The sequence below is a fragment of the Rhizobium sp. 01N447_2 genome, assembly GCF_056399245.1.
The window spans coordinates 51,341-70,823 of record NZ_JBFTQY010000019.1 but is presented as its reverse complement, the minus strand read 5'-3'; the positions used below and the strand labels follow the sequence as shown (position 1 = coordinate 70,823).

At 61.0% G+C, this 19,483-nt stretch carries 18 protein-coding genes and 1 tRNA gene; 10 read left to right on the top strand and 9 right to left on the bottom strand.

Annotated features, from left to right (window positions below; translation table 11 throughout):
• Positions 1 to 10 precede the first annotated feature (10 nt).
• Positions 11 to 1,210, bottom strand: coding sequence for an aspartate aminotransferase family protein (locus AC1ECN_RS16285; protein WP_130671884.1), 1,200 nt, complete (start codon positions 1,208 to 1,210; stop codon positions 11 to 13).
• A 420-nt stretch (positions 1,211 to 1,630) separates the two neighbouring features.
• On the opposite strand from AC1ECN_RS16285, the gene AC1ECN_RS16280 reads away from it, so the two are divergent.
• Positions 1,631 to 2,164: a GcrA family cell cycle regulator gene (locus AC1ECN_RS16280; protein WP_477953536.1), complete on the top strand. Its 534-nt coding sequence runs from the start codon at positions 1,631 to 1,633 to the stop codon at positions 2,162 to 2,164.
• A gap of 582 nt (positions 2,165 to 2,746) precedes the next feature.
• Here AC1ECN_RS16280 and phoB read toward each other — a convergent pair.
• The 7 genes from phoB to phoR form a co-directional block, all read right to left on the bottom strand.
• The gene (phoB, locus tag AC1ECN_RS16275) at positions 2,747 to 3,430 is read right to left on the bottom strand and encodes a phosphate regulon transcriptional regulator PhoB (protein WP_003545181.1); all 684 of its coding nucleotides are present in this window, start codon (positions 3,428 to 3,430) and stop codon (positions 2,747 to 2,749) included.
• Positions 3,431 to 3,562: 132 nt separating this feature from the next.
• The gene (gene phoU / locus AC1ECN_RS16270) at positions 3,563 to 4,276 is read right to left on the bottom strand and encodes a phosphate signaling complex protein PhoU (RefSeq protein ID WP_024321049.1); all 714 of its coding nucleotides are present in this window, start codon (positions 4,274 to 4,276) and stop codon (positions 3,563 to 3,565) included.
• Positions 4,277 to 4,320: 44 nt separating this feature from the next.
• Entirely contained in the window at positions 4,321 to 5,136 is an 816-nt protein-coding gene (gene pstB, locus AC1ECN_RS16265; RefSeq protein ID WP_017966871.1) for a phosphate ABC transporter ATP-binding protein PstB, read from the bottom strand.
• Positions 5,137 to 5,151: 15 nt separating this feature from the next.
• Positions 5,152 to 6,474: a phosphate ABC transporter permease PstA gene (gene pstA, locus AC1ECN_RS16260; RefSeq protein ID WP_018072411.1), complete on the bottom strand. Its 1,323-nt coding sequence runs from the start codon at positions 6,472 to 6,474 to the stop codon at positions 5,152 to 5,154.
• Positions 6,471 to 7,952: a phosphate ABC transporter permease subunit PstC gene (gene pstC / locus AC1ECN_RS16255; protein WP_130664023.1), complete on the bottom strand. Its 1,482-nt coding sequence runs from the start codon at positions 7,950 to 7,952 to the stop codon at positions 6,471 to 6,473. The genes pstA and pstC overlap by 4 nt, the downstream gene beginning before the upstream one ends.
• Before the next feature lie 170 nt (positions 7,953 to 8,122).
• A complete protein-coding gene (locus tag AC1ECN_RS16250) occupies positions 8,123 to 9,157 on the bottom strand; it encodes a substrate-binding domain-containing protein (RefSeq protein WP_130671883.1) in 1,035 nt (344 codons plus the stop codon).
• 486 nt (positions 9,158 to 9,643) lie between these two features.
• The gene (phoR, locus tag AC1ECN_RS16245) at positions 9,644 to 10,867 is read right to left on the bottom strand and encodes a phosphate regulon sensor histidine kinase PhoR (RefSeq protein WP_130671882.1); all 1,224 of its coding nucleotides are present in this window, start codon (positions 10,865 to 10,867) and stop codon (positions 9,644 to 9,646) included.
• Between the two features lie 241 nt (positions 10,868 to 11,108).
• Here phoR and ppk2 point away from each other — a divergent pair, with 241 nt between their 5' ends.
• Positions 11,109 to 11,990, top strand: a complete 882-nt coding sequence (gene ppk2 / locus AC1ECN_RS16240) for a polyphosphate kinase 2 (protein WP_130671881.1) — start codon at positions 11,109 to 11,111, stop codon at positions 11,988 to 11,990.
• Positions 11,991 to 12,030: 40 nt separating this feature from the next.
• Here ppk2 and AC1ECN_RS16235 read toward each other — a convergent pair whose 3' ends face one another.
• A complete protein-coding gene (locus AC1ECN_RS16235; RefSeq protein ID WP_024321054.1) occupies positions 12,031 to 13,218 on the bottom strand; it encodes a hypothetical protein in 1,188 nt (395 codons plus the stop codon).
• A gap of 287 nt (positions 13,219 to 13,505) precedes the next feature.
• Between AC1ECN_RS16235 and AC1ECN_RS16230 the strand changes: the two genes are divergently transcribed.
• From AC1ECN_RS16230 to AC1ECN_RS16195, 8 genes are all read left to right on the top strand, one after another.
• Positions 13,506 to 14,465 (top strand): NAD(P)H-dependent flavin oxidoreductase, encoded by a 960-nt coding sequence (locus AC1ECN_RS16230; protein WP_130671880.1) that lies wholly within the window; start codon positions 13,506 to 13,508, stop codon positions 14,463 to 14,465.
• A gap of 110 nt (positions 14,466 to 14,575) precedes the next feature.
• Positions 14,576 to 14,651: transfer RNA gene (locus AC1ECN_RS16225), tRNA-Thr, on the top strand.
• Positions 14,652 to 15,003: 352 nt separating this feature from the next.
• The gene (gene ccoN / locus AC1ECN_RS16220) at positions 15,004 to 16,647 is read left to right on the top strand and encodes a cytochrome-c oxidase, cbb3-type subunit I (RefSeq protein ID WP_130673477.1); all 1,644 of its coding nucleotides are present in this window, start codon (positions 15,004 to 15,006) and stop codon (positions 16,645 to 16,647) included.
• Between the two features lie 3 nt (positions 16,648 to 16,650).
• On the top strand, positions 16,651 to 17,403 hold the full coding sequence (gene ccoO, locus AC1ECN_RS16215; protein WP_130654497.1) for a cytochrome-c oxidase, cbb3-type subunit II: 753 nt from the start codon (positions 16,651 to 16,653) through the stop codon (positions 17,401 to 17,403).
• 17 nt (positions 17,404 to 17,420) lie between these two features.
• A complete protein-coding gene (locus AC1ECN_RS16210) occupies positions 17,421 to 17,591 on the top strand; it encodes a CcoQ/FixQ family Cbb3-type cytochrome c oxidase assembly chaperone (protein ID WP_018072402.1) in 171 nt (56 codons plus the stop codon).
• Positions 17,582 to 18,460 (top strand): cytochrome-c oxidase, cbb3-type subunit III, encoded by an 879-nt coding sequence (gene ccoP, locus AC1ECN_RS16205; RefSeq protein WP_130664019.1) that lies wholly within the window; start codon positions 17,582 to 17,584, stop codon positions 18,458 to 18,460. The genes AC1ECN_RS16210 and ccoP overlap by 10 nt, the downstream gene beginning before the upstream one ends.
• Positions 18,460 to 18,651, top strand: coding sequence for a hypothetical protein (locus AC1ECN_RS16200; protein WP_024321059.1), 192 nt, complete (start codon positions 18,460 to 18,462; stop codon positions 18,649 to 18,651). The genes ccoP and AC1ECN_RS16200 overlap by 1 nt, the downstream gene beginning before the upstream one ends.
• An 18-nt stretch (positions 18,652 to 18,669) precedes the next feature.
• Complete coding sequence (locus AC1ECN_RS16195) at positions 18,670 to 19,476, top strand: DUF2189 domain-containing protein (RefSeq protein WP_024321060.1); 807 nt, start codon at positions 18,670 to 18,672, stop codon at positions 19,474 to 19,476.
• Positions 19,477 to 19,483 lie beyond the last annotated feature (7 nt).

Here is a 19,483-nt window from a genome sequence, read left to right as displayed (position 1 = left end):
GGCAAACTCTTCAAGCCGTCTTCTTGACCTTGGAGGCGCGAATGCTCTCGGCGGCGCGCTCGACGCGGGCAAGGCCCTCGCGGGCTTCCTCGGCGGTGACCACGAGCGGCGGAAGAAGGCGGATGACATTGTCGCCGGCAGGCACGCCGAGCAGATGGGCGGCGCGGATCGCCTGCAGCAGTTCGGCTGAGGGAACGGCAGCCTTGATGCCGAGCAAAAGCCCTTCGCCGCGCACGTCCTCGATCACATCGGGATAACGATCCTTCAGCGAGGCGAGGCCCTGGCGGAAGACCAGTGCAACGTCGCGCACATGCTGGAGGAAGCCATCGGCAAGGATGATGTCGAGCACGGCGCTGCCGACGGCCATGGCAAGCGGATTGCCGCCATAGGTCGAGCCATGCGTGCCGGCCTTCATGCCGGAGGCGGCCTCTGACGTGGCAAGGCAGGCGCCGAGCGGGAACCCGCCGCCGATGCCCTTGGCGACAGCCATGATATCGGGGGTGATGCCCGACCATTCATGGGCGAAGAGCTTGCCGGTGCGGCCGACGCCCGTCTGGACCTCGTCGAGGATCAACAGCAGGTCGTTATCGTCGCAGAGCTGGCGAAGCGCCTTCATGAATTCGGTGGTGGCAGGACGGACACCGCCCTCGCCCTGCACCGGCTCGATGAGGATGCCGGCCGTGGCATCGGTGATCGCGGCGCGGACCGCTTCGATATCGCCGAAAGGCACCTGATCGAAACCCGGCGCCTTGGGGCCGAAGCCTTCGAGATATTTCTCCTGACCGCCGGCGGCAATCGTTGCCAGCGTCCGTCCGTGGAAGGCGCCTTCGAAGGTGATGATATGGAAGCGCTCGGGATGGCCCTTGGAAAACTGATAGCGGCGCGCCGTCTTGATCGCGCATTCGAGCGCCTCGGCGCCTGAGTTGGTGAAGAACACCTTGTCGGCGAAGGTGGCGTCCGTCAGGCGTTTTGCCAGACGCTCCTGTCCGGGGATCTCGTAGATGTTCGACAGGTGCCAGACCTTGTCGGCCTGCTCCTTCAGTGCGCCGACCACATGCGGATTGCTGTGGCCGACGGACGTGACGGCGACGCCGGCGCCGAAATCGAGATATCGCTCGCCAGTTTCGGTGATCAGCCATACGCCCTCGCCTCGCTCGAACCGCAGCGGGGCACGAGAATAGGTGTCATAAAGCGGCGCGGCTTCAGCCATGGCGCGATCTCCATCAAAGTTGCCGGGCAATGACTCCGGCTAAGGAAACCAGGCCCGAAAAATCAAAAATGCCGCCTTGCGGCGGCGAGTGGCACTATTTCCTTTTCGCGCTGCAATGTCAACAAAACGGCGCCCTTAGCGTATGCAGCACAGGTGTACAGCGGCATTTTCAGTCTTCAACAGGCATTATTGCAGAAATGCCACGCAGGGACAGCAAGTTGGGGAAAACTACGAATTCGATTCATCCGGATTCATGCGACTCTTGTCACGGAGTCAGGCTCACACTAGGTTAAAGATCAATTACTAGACTGCATGCGGCGGAACTAGTCACCAAAATTGATCAAGCGTTTCTTGTTTCGGAGCTCCCGGGACAACGGTGAGGGATTCTGCCATCACCAACGCAAAAGGTGGAGACAGGGCATGAACTGGACAGACGAGCGGGTCGAGAAACTCAAGAAGCYTTGGGCCGAAGGACTGAGCGCGAGCCAGATCGCGGCACAACTTGGCGGTGTCAGCCGAAACGCGGTCATCGGTAAAGTGCACCGGCTGTGCCTTCCCGGCCGCGCCAAGGCCGGCGGCACCAACACCGCGGCGCGAACGCCGAAGCGCAATACATCGGCGCCGCGCGCGCCGAACTTCGCCTCTCGGATCACCACCCGCACCGTCACCCGCCAGCAGGGCGCGACGATGCTGAAGGAAGAGATCGAGATCGAAACGATCGAGGAAATGGAATACGTGCCGAGAGGCAATGTGGTGGTGCCGATTTCCCGCCGCCTCGGCCTGACGGAACTGACCGAACGCACCTGCAAGTGGCCGGTCGGCGATCCGCTGAAGGACGACTTCCATTTCTGCGGCTGCGAATCCCCCGACAATTCGCCCTATTGCAGCTATCACCAGAAGCTTGCCTACCAGCCGGTGAACGAACGCCGCCGGGCGGCAGCGCGGGCCAGCTGAGCGGGCTGACCATCGTTAGAATGCAGAAAACGGGCCGAGTGGCCCGTTTTTTTATGCGCGGATGGGAGCGCTTGGGTGTTCAGTTCGTTGAGAACGCCGACTTGCCCTCATCCGGCTGCCGCCACCAACCAGGGTCGAGCCATGGGTCTCGACCTTTCCTTCGGTTCTCAAGGGGCGAAGTGACATGCCGCAACATCTCGATTCCCTCTTCTCCCCTCGGGGAGAAGGTGCCCGTAGGGCGGATGAGGGGGGCCAGGGAAGCCGGTCTTTCTTACAACACCATGCGGGTTTCGACCGCGTTGGCGTCGTTTCGATCGTGTTCAGGGCGCAGCCGTTCGGCATGTGGGATAGGTTATCACGGAAAGAGTGTGCCGTGTGGCCCCCTCATCCGCCTGCCGGCACCTTCTCCCCGAGGGGAGAAGAGATTGTGCCGCAACCCTCTCTGTCCCCACCAACCTTTCGCAGAGCACGTCCCCTCGCCCCGTCTACGGGGTCCGGAGGACGGGTCGAGACGAGTGGCTCGACCCCGGTAGGTTAGGACGTTAGCACGAGCGACTTTGTCAGCAACCAGAACGGAAGCCCTCAGGCTTCCATCGAATAACCGGCGCCGCGGACGGTGCGGATGACGTCCTGCATGTTGGAAAAATTCAGCGCCTTGCGCAGGCGGCCGACATGGACGTCGACGGTGCGCTCGTCGACATAGATGTCGTGGCCCCAGACGCCGTCGAGAAGCTGTGAGCGGGAGAAGACCCGGCCTGGCGACGACATCAGGAATTCCAGCAGGCGGAATTCGGTGGGGCCGAGGCGGACTTCGCGGGTCTTGCGATGGACGCGATGGGTCTCGCGGTCGAGCTCGATGTCACCGCATTTCAGCACCGTCGACAGCACCTCGGGACGGGCGCGGCGCAGCATCGCCTTGACGCGGGCAACGAGCTCGGGGGTCGAGAAGGGCTTGACGACATAATCGTCGGCGCCCGTCGACAATCCGCGGACACGCTCGCTCTCCTCGCCGCGCGCCGTCAGCATGATGATCGGCAGGCGCTCGGTTTCCGGCCGCATGCGCAGGCGCCGGCAGAGCTCGATGCCGGAGACGCCAGGCAGCATCCAATCGAGGATGAGAAGATCGGGCGTGCGCTCCTGAAGTCGCATTTCGGCTTCGTCGCCACGAAGGATGGTATCGACCTCGAAGCCTTCCGCTTCGAGATTGTAGCGAAGAAGCACGCTGAGGGCTTCCTCGTCTTCAACAACTGCAACTCTCGGGATCATGCGTGTCGGTCTCCTCGCGCATGATCCTTAAACCGGGGGTGATTTAAGCAATGCATCCTGCGCAAAATCAGAATTGGCTGCGACCTCTTGCGCGCCCGGATGGGCGCGCACGCAAGCGGCGGGTGTGGGCGGTTATTCGGTGACCGCGCCGACGGTGTTGGCGCTGTCGTCCTTCGGACGGTCGCCTTCCGGCTGCGCGCCTGTCGTCATGTAAAAGATCGTCTCGGCGATGTTGGTGGCGTGGTCGCCGATGCGCTCGATGTTCTTGGCGCAGAAGAGAAGATGCGTGCAGCTGGTGATGTTGCGCGGATCTTCCATCATGTAGGTCAGGAGCTCGCGGAACAGCGAGGTGTACATCGCGTCGATCTCGTTGTCGCGTTCGCGGATCGCATTCGCCTTGTCGGCGGAACGATTGGTGTAGACATCGAGCACTTCCTTGAGCTGGACGAGCGCCAGCTCGGACAGATGCTCGAGGCCGCGGGCGAGCTTGCGGGGAACGCCGGTGCTTTGGACGGCGATGACGCGCTTGGCGGTGTTCTTGCCAAGGTCGCCGACGCGTTCGAGATCGGCGGCGATGCGGATCGAACCCATGATTTCGCGCAGGTCCGCGGCCATCGGCTGGCGGCGGGCGATGGTGACGATCGCCTTGTCGCCGATTTCGCGTTCGGCGTGATCGAGGATCACATCGTCGGAGATGACCTTCTGCGCCAGCGCGGTATCGCCGTTGACCAGCGCCCGCACGGCTTCGGCGACCATCTGCTCGGCCAGGCCGCCCATTTCGGAAATCCGCCTGGACAGGAACTTCAGATCATCATCATAGGCAGAATAAATATGTGTCGATGCCATGGGGCTTTATCCTCGAATAACGGAAAGGCTTGGTGACGCCAAAATCAGCCGAAGCGACCCATGATGTAGTCCTGGGTGCGCGGATCGTCGGGATTGGTGAACATCTTGTCGGTGTCGTTCTCCTCGACGAGATTGCCGAGGTGGAACATGGCGGTGCGCTGCGAGACGCGCGCGGCCTGCTGCATGGAGTGGGTGACGATGACGATCGTGTAGTTCTCGCGCAGCTCGTGGATCAACTCCTCGACCTTGGCGGTGGCGATCGGGTCGAGCGCCGAGCAGGGCTCGTCCATCAGGATCACTTCAGGGCTGACGGCGACGGCACGCGCAATGCAGAGGCGCTGCTGCTGACCGCCCGACAGGCCGGTGCCGGACTCGTGCACGCGGTCCTTGACCTCGTTCCAGAGGCCGGCGCGCTGCAGGCTGGTCTCGACGATCTGGTCGAGGTCGGCCTTCGACTTGGCAAGGCCATGGATGCGCGGGCCGTAGGAGACGTTTTCATAGATCGTCTTCGGGAACGGGTTGGGCTTCTGGAAGACCATGCCGACCCGGGCGCGAAGCTCGACGACGTCGATATCGGGATCATAGATATCGTCGGTATCAAGCGTGATCTTGCCGGTGACGCGGCAGCCGTCGATCGTGTCGTTCATGCGGTTGAGGCACCGCAGGAAGGTCGACTTCCCGCAGCCGGACGGGCCGATCAGGGCGGTTACCGTGTTTTCGCGGACGTTCAGGTTCACATCGAAAAGCGCGCGCTTCTCGCCGTAGTAAACCGAGACTTCCTTTCCGATCATCTTATAAGGGACGTTGCTCATCTTGCGATCCAGCGCCTTTTCAACTGCAGCTTCCGTCAACATATTCATGATGTTTAACTCCGTTTACCAGCGGCGCTCGAAGCGACGACGCAAGAGGATGGCGCCCATGTTCATGACGATCAGGAACAGGAGCAGGACGATGATGGCACCCGAAGTACGCTCAACGAAGGCACGTTCGGCCTCGTTGGCCCACATATAGACCTGTACGGGCAGAGCCGTCGAGGGATCGAGCGGTGTCGTCGGCGCGTTGGCGACGAAGGCGACCATGCCGATGAGGAGCAGCGGCGCGGTTTCGCCGAGCGCGTGCGCCAGCCCGATGATCGTGCCGGTGAGGATGCCGGGCATGGCAAGCGGCAGAACATGGTGGAACACCATCTGCATCTTCGAAGCGCCGAGGCCGAGCGCTGCGGCGCGGATCGACGGCGGCACGGCGCGCAGAGCCGCACGCGTGGCGATGATGATCGTCGGCAGGGTCATCAGCGTCAGCACCAGACCACCGACCAGCGAAGCCGAGCGCGGCAGGCCGATGAAGTTGATGAAGACGGAAAGACCGAGCAGGCCGTAGACGATGGAAGGAACCGCGGCGAGGTTGTTGATGTTGACCTCGATCAGATCCGTCAGCTTGTTCTTCGGCGCAAACTCCTCGAGATAGATCGAGGCGGCGACGCCGATCGGCAGAGCAAGCACGAGGACGATCAGCATCAGATAGAGCGAGCCGATCAGGGCGACGCCCAGGCCTGCGGCCTCCGGACGGCTGGAATTGCCGTTGACGAAGAGGCCGGTGTTGAACTGCTTGTGGAGAGCGCCGCTCGCCTTCAGCTCGTTCATCCAGGCAACCTGCTTGTCGTTGACCTTGCGGTTCTTCTCATCGACCGAGAGGTCAATCTGGCCCTTGCTGGCGCTGTCGACATTGGCGTCGGCGAGCACCGTGACGTTGACCGTCTTGCCGATGAGCGACGGATCGGCGATCACCATATCGCGCAGCTGGATCGGCGCGCTCTTCGACAGCATGGCGGATGCATCGCGCACGTCGGGACGGCTCGAGGCATTGATGTTCAGCTGCTTGACGATCGCGTCACGCAGGAGAACCGGATAGTTGGCGGCGATCAACACCGAAGGGTCGGTCGCACGCTTATTGTTTGGATCGATCGTCTTCTCGGAAAATTCGATCGGCAGGGTGACCGCCGTCTGCTGGAAGGCGGTATAGCCTTTGCCGATCACCGTCCACAGCAGGATGAAGAGAAAGACGAGACCGAAGGTGATGGCGGCGATGCCATAGGCCTGGAACCGGCGCTCGGCGGCATAGCGGCGCTTGATGCCGATATCGCGGCGCACGGGCGCCTTGGAAACGGTGACGCCGGCTGTGGGAGAAACAATATCCGTCATTCGTACTGCTCCCGGTATTTGCGCACGATGTAGAGCGCATAGATATTGAGGCAAAGCGTGATGCAAAACAGCGTGATGCCAAGGGCAAAGGCAACCAGCGTCTGCGGCGAGGTGAACTCGAGGTCACCGGTCAGCTGGTTGACGATCTTGACGGTCACCGTCGTCATCGGCTCGAAGGGATTGACCTGAATGCGGGCGGCGACACCGGCGGCCAGCACGACGATCATGGTTTCGCCGATGGCGCGCGAGGCCGTCATCAGCAATGCGCCGACGATGCCGGGAAGGGCTGCGGGCAAGACCACTTTCTTGATGGTTTCAGAACGTGTGGCACCAAGACCGAGCGAACCGTCACGCAGYGAMCGCGGCACGGCGGTGATGATGTCGTCCGACAGCGAMGACACGTAGGGGATCAGCATGATGCCCATGACGATGCCGGCCGTCAGAACGCTCTGCGCCTGGATGAAATTGCTGTAATTGCCGGACAGAAGGCCGCTGATCTGGGCGGAGAAATCGCGCAGGAACGGACCGACGGTGACGAGCGCGAAGAAGCCGTAGACGATCGTCGGAATGCCGGCGAGCACTTCAAGCAGCGGCTTGGCGATCGAGCGCACCCTCATCGAGGCGTATTCGGCCATGTAGATGGCGGCGAAAAGGCCGACCGGCACGGCGACCAGCATGGCGACCAGGCCGATATAGATCGTGCCGAGCAGCAGCGGGATCAGGCCGAACTGGCCGAAGGACGAGCTGCCGGCGCCGGCAAAGCGCGGATCCCAGACGGTGCCGAAGAAGAAGTCCATGGCAGGAACGGCTGCAAAGAAGCGGGCGGCTTCCGACAGCATGGAGAACACGATGCCGATCGTCGTCAGAATGGCGATCGAGGAGGCGAGCAGCAGGCCCCAGAGCATGACGCGCTCGACCCGGTTGCGGGCGCGGAAGCGTGGAGCGATGGAACGCAGCGCATAGAAGGCGCCGGCAACAGCGAGAGCGAAGACGATCACCGTCATGGCGATGCGGCTCATCATGCTCATGGCGTTGAGCTTTTTGGCGGCGTCGAGCATGTAGGGCAGCGGCTGGCTGGCAAGCGGCACACCCTTTTCGAGGAGCTTGGCCTGCAGGGCAGCCGGATCGTTGGCGACCGCAGCAGTTTCATCCGAGGTCAGCATCGTCAGGCCGCGGGCGACCGTCGCCACCATCGAATAACCAAGATCCTGCTCGACCGAGGCTTGCGCCTTGACGTCGTCGGGAACAGTGCCGCGAACCGAGGACTGGATGATGCCGGGGCTGATGGAGAGCCAGAGGCAGAGGACGATGAGGGCGGGAAGAACCGCCCAGATCGCGGCATAGGCGCCGTAATAGGCCGGTCGCGAATGCAATGCGGAGGATCGGCCTCCGGCAAGCGCCGTGGCGCGGCTGCGCGCGACCAGATAGGCGGCGGCTCCGATCACCACAAGGCACAAAAGTATGATGGATGTGCTCATTCGTTACGTCCCCAGGCCCATGGCCCCCAAAAAGCCCGGCAGCTTCATCAGCCTGCCTTCAGCTTCCAATCATGGAGAAGGAATTCAACCCTGCAGCTCCAGAACCGCCGGCGCGCAGGGACATAAGGCAATGCCGGCGCGGGCTGAAAGGCACCGCGCCGGCAAAGTAATTACATGGACTTGCCGGCTTCGACGTCCTTGCGGATCGCGTCACGTTCGGCATCCGGAGCGGCAACGAGGCCGTATTCGACGAGCGGGCTGTCGGGGCCGATCATCTGGTCGGATACGAAGAAGTTGACGTATTCCTTCAGGCCCGGAACGGCGCCGAGATGTGCCTTCTTGACGTAGAAGAACAGCGGGCGGGAAACCGGGTAGGTGCCGTTAGCGATCGTTTCGGTGGACGGAACGATACCGCTCATGCTCGCAACCTTGAGCTTGTCGGCGTTGTTTTCGTAGAAGGAAAGGCCGAATACGCCGACGCCGGTCTTGTTGGCGGCGATGCGTGCGAGGGTTTCCGGATAGTCGCCATCGATGTCAACGGCAACGCCGTCCTTGCGAACTGCGACGCAGGCCTTGCCCTGGGCAGCCTTGTCGGCGACTTCCTTGGCGATGACGTCGATTGCGCCAGAGGCCTTGCAGCCGGCGGCGAGAACGTTCTGTTCGAAGACTTCGCGGGTGCCGTGCTTTTCGCCCGGGATGTAGGCAGCGATATCAACAGCCGGAAGCTTCGGGTTGACTTCCGACCACTTCTTGTAAGGGTTGGCGACGAGCTTGCCGTCGACGACGACCTGGGCTGCGAGGGCCTTGTAGATGTCGGCAGGAACGTAGGCGACGTCAGGGTTGGAAGCGTCAGTTGCGAAGACGATGCCGTCGTAGCCGATCTTGACTTCCTGGATGTCGGTTACGCCGGCAGCCTTGCAGGCTTCGGCTTCGTTCTTGTTGATCGGACGCGAGGCGTTGGCAATGTCGATGGTGTCTTCGCCAACGCCCTTGCAGAATTCCTTCAGACCAGCGCCCGTGCCGCCGGATTCAACGACCGGCGTCTTGAAATTGGTGAAGGTTTCGCCGAAGGACTCGGCAACGATCTTTGCGTAAGGCAGGACGGTGGACGAACCAGCAACCTGAATCTGGTCACGGGCGACGGCAGCGCTAGCGAAAGCGGCGGTTGCAGCGAGCGCGGCAACGGTGAGCTTGAAGGTGTTCATTTAAAATCTCCCGGCATTTGGGCTTGTGTGAGTGCGGCCTTAGAGAGGCCCTCGCATTGCCTTTTTTCATCGGCGAGACTCTCTTAGCGCTTTAAGCACCGTCCTTTTATGTCAAAGCCGTGAAACATTTGTGACAGGTTAAGATATTGATTTATAAGGTTATATTTCAGATAGACCGATCGATCATGTCGGACGACCGGCGAAGTTCGGTGGTCAATCCACCTCGCGTTGTAAAAACCGGCAGCATATCGGCGACGGGCAGTGCGGCGGCGGCTTTCCGCTTCCGTCCTTTCATTAACGTTGTTCCGCGTGATTTGCCCCTCATCCGGCTGCCGCCACCGACCGGGGTCGAGCCATCGGTCTCGACCCGTCCTTCGGACCCCCGCTCGCGGGGCGAAAGGACATGCCGCAACGTCTCCGTTCCCACCTCGCTCTCGCATGGCACGTCCCCTCTCCCCGTAAAAACGGGGAGAGGGGACAGGCTTGTCAGAAGCGGACGGTAAAATCGGTGCCCTTGCCGACTTCCGACTTGACGATCAGCCGTGCCCGGTGGCGGGTGAGGATGTGCTTGACGATGGCAAGGCCGAGGCCGGTGCCCTTTTTCGAGCGGCTGTCCTCGATGCTGACGCGATAGAAGCGCTCGGTCAGGCGCGGCACATGCTCGGCCGGAATGCCTGGGCCCTTGTCGACGATGCTGACTTCGACCGGCTGGCCGGTGCCATTCTTCAGCCAGACGTCGACGATCTCGCCCTCCTGGCCGTATTTGCAGGCATTTTCCATCAGGTTCTCGAAGACCTGGACAAGTTCGTCGCGGTCTCCGAGCACTTCGACCTTGCCGTCGGGCAGATGCAGGTTGATGTCGACGCCGACATCCCTTGCCAGCGGCAACAGCGCATCTCTGACATGGCCGAGCAGCGGCACCAGGTCGATCTTCTCATCCGGCGCGATGTGCGATTTCAGCTCCAGGCGGGAAAGCGACAGCAGGTCGTCGACCAGCCGGCTCATGCGCGTCGTCTGATCGAGCATGATGTTGAGGAAACGCGCCTGCGCCTTCAGATCGTTCTTCGCCGGCCCCTGAATGGTCTCGATGAAGCCGCGCAGCGAGGCAAGCGGCGTGCGCAGCTCATGGCTGGCATTGGCGACGAAATCCGACCGCATGCGGTCGATGCGGCGGACCTCCGATATATCGCGGAAGGACAGGATGAAATAGCGCTCACGCGGGCCGTCATCGGCCGCGAATTCTATGGGTGCGCTGCGGACGATATAGACGCGTTCGGAGGGCAGCCGCTCGGAATGCTCGATCTGGTTCGGCGCGTTGGTGGCGATGGTTTCGCGCACCATGTCGAGCACGCCGGGCGAGCGCATACGGGCCGATATATGGGCGCCAAGCGCCACCTCGCCGAAGGCCTTTTCGGCAGCGCGGTTCTGGAAGAGCACCGAGGCGTCGTCCGACAGCACCATGACCGGGATGTCGAGGCCGGCGAGCGTGGCGGAAACTTCCGGCAGGCGGCTTGGCGGCGCTTCCGGCTCGATCTCCACCGGCGGGGCCGGTTCGGCCGCGATGATGGGGGCCTCATTGAAAAGCGCGGTGAGGATCATCACAAGCAGGAGGCCAAGCACGACCCATTTGTTCATGCCGGCGGCAAGAGCGGCGAGCGCGCTGAGGATCGCCGCAAGCAGCACCGGCCGTTCGCGCCTTATGCGCGCCAACAGGCTTTTTCTCCACGGAGTTTCGTCTTGCAAGTGCCCTCGCGGCGTCGATTCGTTTTTCTCTATATTGAACTCTGCCTGATAGCGGCAATTCATGACAGAAGTTTTCGGGCTGTCGCTTTGAAGCGAAAGGCCGCAGCCGAAAGCCACGAAAAATTGCCGGCCGACCGTGAAAGATTTGATTTTCAACGGTAACTATGTTCGCCTGCGGGAAGAGAACAATCAGGCTGAGGAGGATCACATGGACGAGGACGTCGAAAACAGGGCCGTGGAGCTGGTGATCCGCGGAAAGAAACGCACCTTCGATGTCGACGATCCGACCCTGCCGGCCTGGGTGGACGAACATGCGCTGGACTCCGGCGACTTCCCCTACAAGAAGAAGCTCAAGGAGGAGGACTATCTGGAGGAGCTGGAAAAGCTGCAGATCGAACTCGTCAAGGTGCAGTTCTGGCTGCAGGCGACCGGCAAGCGGGTGATGGCGCTGTTCGAGGGGCGCGACGCTGCCGGCAAGGGTGGCGCGATCTCGGCCTCTTCGGCGCATATGAACCCACGCCTTGCGCGCGTCGTGGCGCTGACCAAGCCGACCGAGCGCGAACAGGGGCAATGGTATTTCCAGCGTTATGTCGCGCAGTTTCCGACGGCTGGCGAATTCGTGCTGTTCGACCGCTCCTGGTACAACCGCGCCGGCGTCGAGCCGGTCATGGGTTTCTGCACGCCGCAGCAATATGAGGATTTTCTCAAGCAGACGCCGCAGCTCGAAAAGATCATCGCCCATGAGGGCATCTTCTTCTTTAAATTCTATCTCGATATCGGCCGCGAGATGCAGCTGAAGCGTTTCCACGACCGCCGGCACGATCCGCTGAAAGTCTGGAAACTGTCGTCGATGGACATCGCGGCGCTGACGAAATGGGGCGATTACAGCGACAAGCGCAACCGGATGCTCAAGGAAACCCATACGGATTTCGCGCCGTGGACGGTGATCCGCGCCAATGACAAGCGGCGGGCGCGGCTCGAGCTCATCCGCCACATGCTGAACAAGATGGATTATGACGGCAAGGACAAAAAGGCGCTCGGCACGGTCGACGCCGAGATCATCGGTTCGGGGCCTGGGTTTCTGAAATAAGGCTTTTTGAAATAGGGCACCGGCTCTGCCGGGACTGGGATTACTGCCCCGGCAGGATGCGGATGGCGAAGAGGTTGATGCCGCGCGCCTTGCCGTCGAGATCGCTGTTGATCGTCAGCGTGCCCGGCGAATTCGGCGCCAGCGAGCGGTCGAACTTCACCTGCAGCAGCGCATCCGACTTCTCGCGGGTGACGTTGAAGCGATGGCGAGCACAATTGCCGAGCGTCTGGAAATTGCACTCGACGGTGATCTGGGTCGGCTCGTCGGTGGTGGACTGCAGCGTCAGCGCGATGGTCGAGGATTTGCCGGCAAGCTGCTGTAGCACCGAAGGCGGAACGCTGATCGAGATATTGCCATCGGCAGTACCGCTCTCGGAAATCAGCCGTACGGCCGGGCCGTCATTCTCGGCGATTTTTTCGGTGCGCGCCCGCGGGCCGCTTTGAATCTTGTCGGCGTCCTCAGGCTTGAACAGCGGGATCCAATCGGCCGAGAAACTGTTCTGCGGGTCGATGGTCACCGGCTGATCGGTGTGGGAGGCGGCATTCCCGGCGCTGTCGTCATTGCCGGTAAAATCCTCGGGCTGGGTGCTTGCCGGCGGATTGGCGACGCTGGTGTCGCGTTCGGCCGCCGTCATCAGCAGGCCCGATGTATGCGCCCACCAGGCGCCGATGCCGATGAAGGCCAGCAGCACGCACCAGACGAGCAGTCTCGAAAAAAACTTGCGCGGCTTGCGGCGGCCTGCCGCCCGCTCCGGGCGGAAATCCATATTGGTGGCGCGCTGACCGCGGGCGAGGCGTTCCTCGCCGACAGGGGCGGCAGCCAGATGATCGGCACTGCCGGCATGCACGTCGTCAAGACTGGACTCGTCGCCGCGGTTCGGGGCAACGTCGGGCGCGCGGGTCTCGCCTGAGACCATCGGACCATCGAACTCGTCGACTTGGGCTTGGTGAACCGGCGGCGCCGGCATTTCCACCACCGGCGGCACGGGTACTTCAGGCGGTCTCTGGCGGGGGTGAAGGCGGTCGCGCTCCTCGCCTTCGATGGCGTGGATGGTGCTTTCCAGGCGGTGGCGGTGATGGGCGACGACCTCGGTGTCGGTGATATCCTGCTTGCGCAGCCCGGCTTCCAGCGCCTGGCGGGCCGACTGATAGATCCTCGCTCGAACCTCCGGATTATCGCGATCGGAATTCTCGAGCGCAGTTCTGATGGCCGTTTCTAATCCGCTCACATTCAGTCCTTCACCTTGAATTCGGCATCGGACTGCAATCCCCGCCGTTCTCCATCAAAATTCGGTAGCGTCAAGTGCGGCAAACCGCAAGCCTTGCGAGGGTGGGCCGCCATCGATCGGCAGGGATATCGGCAGGTTTCACCGCTTGTGGGCCTTATTCTATTAGCTTTCTCGGACGTATATATTCGGGCTGAAATCGACGAAGGCATGGCAGCCGCTCTTTTATCGCCTTTTCATCTCTGTTATGAGATTGACGTTTTCGTAAACGTCAATGGAAGCGATGAACCATGGCCCTGCCCCCGATCCTCAAGGACAGATTGAGACTGCCGGTCATCGGCTCGCCGCTGTTCATCATCTCGCATCCGGCGCTGACGCTGGCGCAATGCAAGGCGGGCATCGTCGGAGCATTTCCGGCGCTGAACGCCCGGCCGGAAAGCCAGCTCGACGAATGGCTGGCCGAGATCACCGAGGAGCTTGCCCGCCACGACGCCGCCCATCCGGAGCGGCCGGCCGCCCCCTTTGCCGTCAACCAGATCGTCCATATGTCGAACAAGCGGCTGGAGCACGACCTTACGCTCTGCGTCAAATACAAGGTGCCGATCGTCATCTCCTCGCTCGGCGCCGTGCCCGAGGTCAACGCCGCCGTGCATTCCTATGGCGGCATCGTGCTGCATGACATTATCAACAACCGCCACGCCCATTCGGCGATCCGCAAGGGTGCCGACGGGCTGATCGCGGTGGCGGCCGGGGCCGGCGGCCATGCCGGCACGCTGTCGCCCTTTGCGCTCGTCCAGGAGATCCGCGAATGGTTCGACGGGCCGCTGCTGCTGGCCGGCGCCATCGCCACCGGCGGCGCCATTCTCGCCGCAGAAGCGATGGGCGCCGACATGGCCTATATCGGCTCGCCCTTCATCGCCACTGAAGAGGCGCGTGCCGCGGACGCCTACAAGCAGGCGATCGTCGCAGGCGCCGCTGGCGATATCGTCTACTCCAACTATTTCACCGGCGTGCACGGCAACTACCTCAAGCCCTCGATCGTGGCTGCCGGCATGGACCCCGATAATCTCCCCTTAGCCGATGTCTCGAAGATGGATTTCGAGCAGGCTGTCGGCGGCGCCAAGGCCTGGAAGGACATCTGGGGCAGCGGCCAGGGCATCAGCGCCGTCAAGGCCGTCGAGCCGGTGGCAAATCTCGTCGACCGGCTGGAGGCCGAATACAGGGTGGCGCGCGCCCGGCTGGCGCTCTGAGGCGCCCTTCCCTCTTTTTTGCCAAAGCCATGACAGGGTGCTTGAAATCTTCCAACAATGGCTGTATCAGCGCCATGCAAATCGCAGGCCGCATGCTTCGGCCGCGAGGGGCCGCTTTAGCTCAGGTGGTAGAGCACATCATTCGTAATGATGGGGTCGCAGGTTCGAGTCCTGCAAGCGGCACCAGCTTTTTCAAGCGCTCCGGCCGGTTTCAATTTTCTCGCTCATCCTATTACATGATTCCCCAAATYGGAATCGACTTAAGGAATTATGAAGCTATTCAAAGTGTTACAGCGTCTTTGCGTCTGAAAAGACGCGTGCCGCCTCGGCTAGTGGCAAAGCTCATCTGGGTCAAATGACAACGGGAACGTTCGCTCCCATGGCCGAATAATACGGTCTCCTGTTTCAGGGCCAAATCGGGCCAACAGCGATTGTGATGGACGATCTAGTCTATCTTCGCGTGTGCACGCTCGCAGAACTGATTGCCTTTCAACGCTTTGTGGAGCACCATCATCGGCACAGCCGGGGGGATGGAACAATGGGACAGCTCACGAGCGCAGAGCGGGGGTTTGCGGCAGCTATTCTTATCGCTTTGATGGTTGTCGGCGTCGCGATGGCCGCTGCTGGTCGCTTTGATCCCTTCGGCATACACGGCGTTATCGTCTTCGTGTATTGCGGCGCGTTGTTCTGCTACATCCTGACTTTGGCTTTCGGCGAAGAACCGGATGCTTCGCGCTTTTCCAGCTACTATGACGATCCGATCAAGGTGGGCGTGGCGCTCACATTGGCCTGGGCGATCTTTGGCATGTTCTTTGGCGTCTGGGCGGCCGCCCAGCTTGCCTGGCCGAGCCTGAATTTTGATACGGCGTGGTCGAGCTTCGGTCGAATACGACCGGCCCACACGACCGGAGTGATCTTCGGCTTCGGCGGAAATGCGTTGATCGCGACATCATTCCATGTCGTTCAGCGAACATCGCGCGCAAGGTTGGCCGACCAACTCTCCCCCTGGTTCGTGATCTTCGGCTATAATCTTTTCTGTCTGATCGCCGTCAGCGGCTATTTCATGGGCGTTACCCAGTCCAAGGAATACGCAGAAGCGGAATGGTATGCCGACATCTGGCTCGTGATCGTCTGGATCGCGTATTTCGCGCTTTTCGTACGCACCTTGGCACGGCGCAAGGAACCTCACATCTACGTCGCCAACTGGTACTATCTTGCCTTCATCATCGTGGTGGCGATCCTCCATATCGTCAACAACCTGGCAGTGCCCGTATCGTTCGGACAGGCGAAAAGCTACACGGTATGGGCCGGTGTACAGGATGCTATGGTCCAATGGTGGTACGGGCACAATGCCGTGGCGTTTTTTCTCACGGCAGGCTTCCTGGGAATGCTCTACTATTATCTGCCGATCCGCGCTGAGCGACCGATCTTTTCCTATCGATTGTCCATTCTCAGCTTCTGGGGGATTACCTTCTTCTACATGTGGGCGGGATCCCACCATCTCCATTACACCGCGCTGCCTATCTGGGTGCAAAACCTTGGAATGACGTTTTCGGTCATGCTGCTGGTTCCGTCGTGGGCATCGGCCGGAAACGCCTTGCTGACATTGAACGGGGCCTGGCACCGCGTCCGTGACGACGCCACTCTTCGCTTCATCATGATGGCGGCGTTCTTTTACGGGCTGTCGACATTCGAGGGGTCTTTCATGGCAATCAGACCCGTCAACTCACTGTCTCATTATACCGACTGGACGGTCGGACATGTCCATGCCGGTGCGCTGGGCTGGGTCGCCATGATAACGTTCGGCGCGTTCTACACACTCGTTCCATCGATCTGGAAACGCGAAAGGATGTATTCCTCGGCCCTGGTCGAAGTCCACTTCTGGTTGGCGCTTGCAGGCACGCTCATCTACGTCTTCGCCATGTGGAATTCCGGCATCATCCAGGGCTTGATGTGGCGCACATATTCAGCCGACAACACCCTGGTCTATTCATTCGTCGACAGTCTGCTGGCGATGTATCCCTACTATATCGCACGCGCTTTCGGAGGGCTGCTTTTCCTCCTTGGGGCGATCGTGGCGAGCTTCAATATCTGGATGACCGTTCGAACGGCTCCCGCCGTGGGAGCAGTTCACGACGCGCCCCTGACTTCTGGCCTTCTCGAAAACGCGCCGGCGGAGTGAGAGATGAGCGAACGTCTGCATGGAAGACTGGAACGGACGGCCGTCGGGTTTATGCTGGCTATCGTTGTAGCGGGAAGCGTCGGCGGGCTTGTCGAGATCGCCCCGCTGTTCACGATCCACGAGACGGTCGAGGACGCCCCGGACATGAGAGTTTACACCCCTCTCGAAGCGGCCGGCCGCGACATCTATGTCCGGGAAGGCTGTTACGCGTGCCACAGCCAGATGATCAGAACGCTGCGGGACGAGGTCGAGCGGTACGGTCCTTATTCTCTTGCGGTCGAATCCAAATACGACCATCCCATGCTGTGGGGATCAAAGCGCACGGGTCCGGATCTGGCGCGCATCGGCGGGAAATATTCCGATCTCTGGCACGTGGCTCACCTGATCAATCCTCGTGACGTCGTTCCCGAATCCAACATGCCTTCTTACCCGTGGCTGGCGACAACCCAGCTCAAGCTGGCCGATTTGCGCGGCCATCTCGCCGCGCTGAGGGCCGTCGGCGTGCCGTACACGGATGAAATGATCGCCAACGCGGCCGCAGATGCTTACGGACAGTCCAATCCTGACAGCGAGCAATCCTCGGGCGTCGTGGAACGTTATGGGGACAAAACCCAGCTATCGGTATTTGACGGTGTCAAAACCAACGTCACCGAAATGGATGCCATGGTCGCGTATCTGCAGGTCCTGGGTGAGTTGACAAACGCAGCCTATGAAAACACCGCGGCACCGGAGCAGATGCCGAACCCCAACAACTAAGGCCACAGGGGATTGAAATGGATGTTACTCACGAGACCATGTTGGAACTGTCCAAGGTATGGGGCCTGCTGTATCTCATCCTGTTTTCGATCGGAGTGGTCGTCTACACGTTCTGGCCCTCCAACAGGGCGCGTTTCGACCGGGCGGAAACGGAGATATTCGACAAGGACGACACCCCATGGCGATAGAGGAAGTCGATCCCGTAACAGGCCGCCAGACGACCGGACACATCTGGAACGGCATCAAGGAACTGGATACTCCGGTGCCGCGCGGAGTGCTGCTCTTCCTGATCGTCACGCACCTGTTCGCCGCTCTCTGGTGGATACTGTATCCGACCTGGCCGCTTGGAAGCACGTATACGAGGGGCCTGATCGGGACGGGTCAAAAGCAGGCGGTAGAGCGAAAGATCATAGAAGCCGATGCTTCGCGCGCGCCCTGGATCGAGAAGATCGAGACCAGTTCCTTTGATGAAATCCGTGCCGACGAAAAGCTGATGGAGAAGGTGGCCTCCAGCGGCCACCAGTTGTTCGGAGACAACTGCGCCGCCTGTCATGGAAGGGACGGCAAGGGCGGACGAGACTTCCCCGATCTTACCGATAACGACTGGCTTTGGGGTGGCGGACCAGAAAAGATCGTCCAGACCATGACGGTGGGGGTGAATACGACGCACTCGCAAAGCCGCGTGTCGCAGATGCCTGCGTTCGGAACAGACGAAATGCTCGACCGAAAACAGGTGAGCGACGTCGCCGCCTATGTCTATTCGTTGAGCAATACGTCCACCGAAGCCGCAGACGCCAGCCAGATAGCTGCTGGCCGCGAGGTGTTCATGGCTAGCTGCGTGGCATGCCACGGCGAAGATGCCAAAGGCAAACAGGATGTCGGTGCGCCGAACCTGACCGATGGCCGCTGGATTTACGGCGGGGGCATCGAACGAATCGTCCAGTCGATCCATGGCGGACGGCAGGGACATATGCCCACCTGGGACGAACGCCTAAGTCCAGCTGAGATAAAGATACTCGCGCTTTATGTGAACAAGCTGGGTGGGGGTCAGCAGTGATGCCCGAAGCGAAGAGACCTTTACCACGCGCTTTCAAGTGGCTGCTGATCGGGCTGACCGGGGCGATCTTTGTCGGCGCTAACGCCCATTTTGTTTACATGGCGATCGCCACCCAGCCCGCCTGCATCGAGCATATCAAGGAAAAAGGCCAGCAACCCAACCAATTCAGGGCCGCCGCTTCAGCTTGCTGAACGCACGAGGAGGATCAGATGCCGCAGGACGACACTTCCGGCCGATATCGGAGCGAGGTATCGGGGATACAGGAGACGATGGATCCCAAGTGGCAGCGGCATCTGCCCCTCGGTGCTCCTCTCGGTTGGCTTGGCCAAGGCTGGCAGGACTTGATCCGGCAACCCTGGCCAAGTCTAGCCTACGGGTTCGTGGTGTTCTTACTGGCGTTGGCGGCCACCGTGATGCTGTTTCGGCTCGAGCGCGACTATCTCCTCTTTCCCGCATTGGCGGGCATATTGATCGTCGCGCCGCTCTTTGCCGCAGGGCTCTATGTCAAGAGCAGGAGTTTGGCGAACGGGGAGCGCATCACGCTTCGGGAGATGTTATTCGTCCGGCCKAGAGCTGGAGGGCAGGTGTTTTTCACGGGAATGCTGCTGTGCATGGTGATGCTGCTCTGGATGAGGGCAGCGGTCATTATCTACGCGCTCTTTTTCGGCGTTAATCCGTTCCCCGGCCTTGATGGCGTAGCAAGGCTATTGGTCACCACCCCCTCGGGCTGGGGCATGCTGATCGTCGGCTTGTGCGTGGGCGCATTGTTTGCTGGATTCGCTTTTGCAATCGGGGTGTTCTCAATCCCGATGCTGCTGGATGAGCGCATCGACGCCTTCACAGCGATGGGCGTCAGCGTTGTCATGGTCTGGAACAACATGGGACCGTCAGTGGTCTGGGGCGCGATCGTGCTCGCCCTCTTCCTCGCCAGCCTGCTGACAGGACTTGTCGGACTGATCGTCGTTTTTCCTTTGCTCGGCCACGCCACATGGCATGCCTACAAGGCAATGAGGTAGCGAGGAA

What these genes read in the sequence shown, in the direction of transcription:
- AC1ECN_RS16285 (WP_130671884.1), bottom strand. Translation starts at nt 1,210, where the DNA reads ATGGCTGAAGCCGCGCCGCTTTATGACACCTATTCTCGTGCCCCGCTG.
- phoB (WP_003545181.1), bottom strand. Translation starts at nt 3,430, where the DNA reads ATGATCCCGAGAGTTGCAGTTGTTGAAGACGAGGAAGCCCTCAGCGTG.
- phoU (WP_024321049.1), bottom strand. Translation starts at nt 4,276, where the DNA reads ATGGCATCGACACATATTTATTCTGCCTATGATGATGATCTGAAGTTC.
- pstB (WP_017966871.1), bottom strand. Translation starts at nt 5,136, where the DNA reads ATGAATATGTTGACGGAAGCTGCAGTTGAAAAGGCGCTGGATCGCAAG.
- pstA (WP_018072411.1), bottom strand. Translation starts at nt 6,474, where the DNA reads ATGACGGATATTGTTTCTCCCACAGCCGGCGTCACCGTTTCCAAGGCG.
- AC1ECN_RS16250 (WP_130671883.1), bottom strand. Translation starts at nt 9,157, where the DNA reads ATGAACACCTTCAAGCTCACCGTTGCCGCGCTCGCTGCAACCGCCGCT.
- ppk2 (WP_130671881.1), top strand. Translation starts at nt 11,109, where the DNA reads ATGGACGAGGACGTCGAAAACAGGGCCGTGGAGCTGGTGATCCGCGGA.
- AC1ECN_RS16230 (WP_130671880.1), top strand. Translation starts at nt 13,506, where the DNA reads ATGGCCCTGCCCCCGATCCTCAAGGACAGATTGAGACTGCCGGTCATC.
- ccoN (WP_130673477.1), top strand. Translation starts at nt 15,004, where the DNA reads ATGGGACAGCTCACGAGCGCAGAGCGGGGGTTTGCGGCAGCTATTCTT.
- ccoO (WP_130654497.1), top strand. Translation starts at nt 16,651, where the DNA reads ATGAGCGAACGTCTGCATGGAAGACTGGAACGGACGGCCGTCGGGTTT.
- AC1ECN_RS16210 (WP_018072402.1), top strand. Translation starts at nt 17,421, where the DNA reads ATGGATGTTACTCACGAGACCATGTTGGAACTGTCCAAGGTATGGGGC.
- ccoP (WP_130664019.1), top strand. Translation starts at nt 17,582, where the DNA reads ATGGCGATAGAGGAAGTCGATCCCGTAACAGGCCGCCAGACGACCGGA.
- AC1ECN_RS16200 (WP_024321059.1), top strand. Translation starts at nt 18,460, where the DNA reads ATGCCCGAAGCGAAGAGACCTTTACCACGCGCTTTCAAGTGGCTGCTG.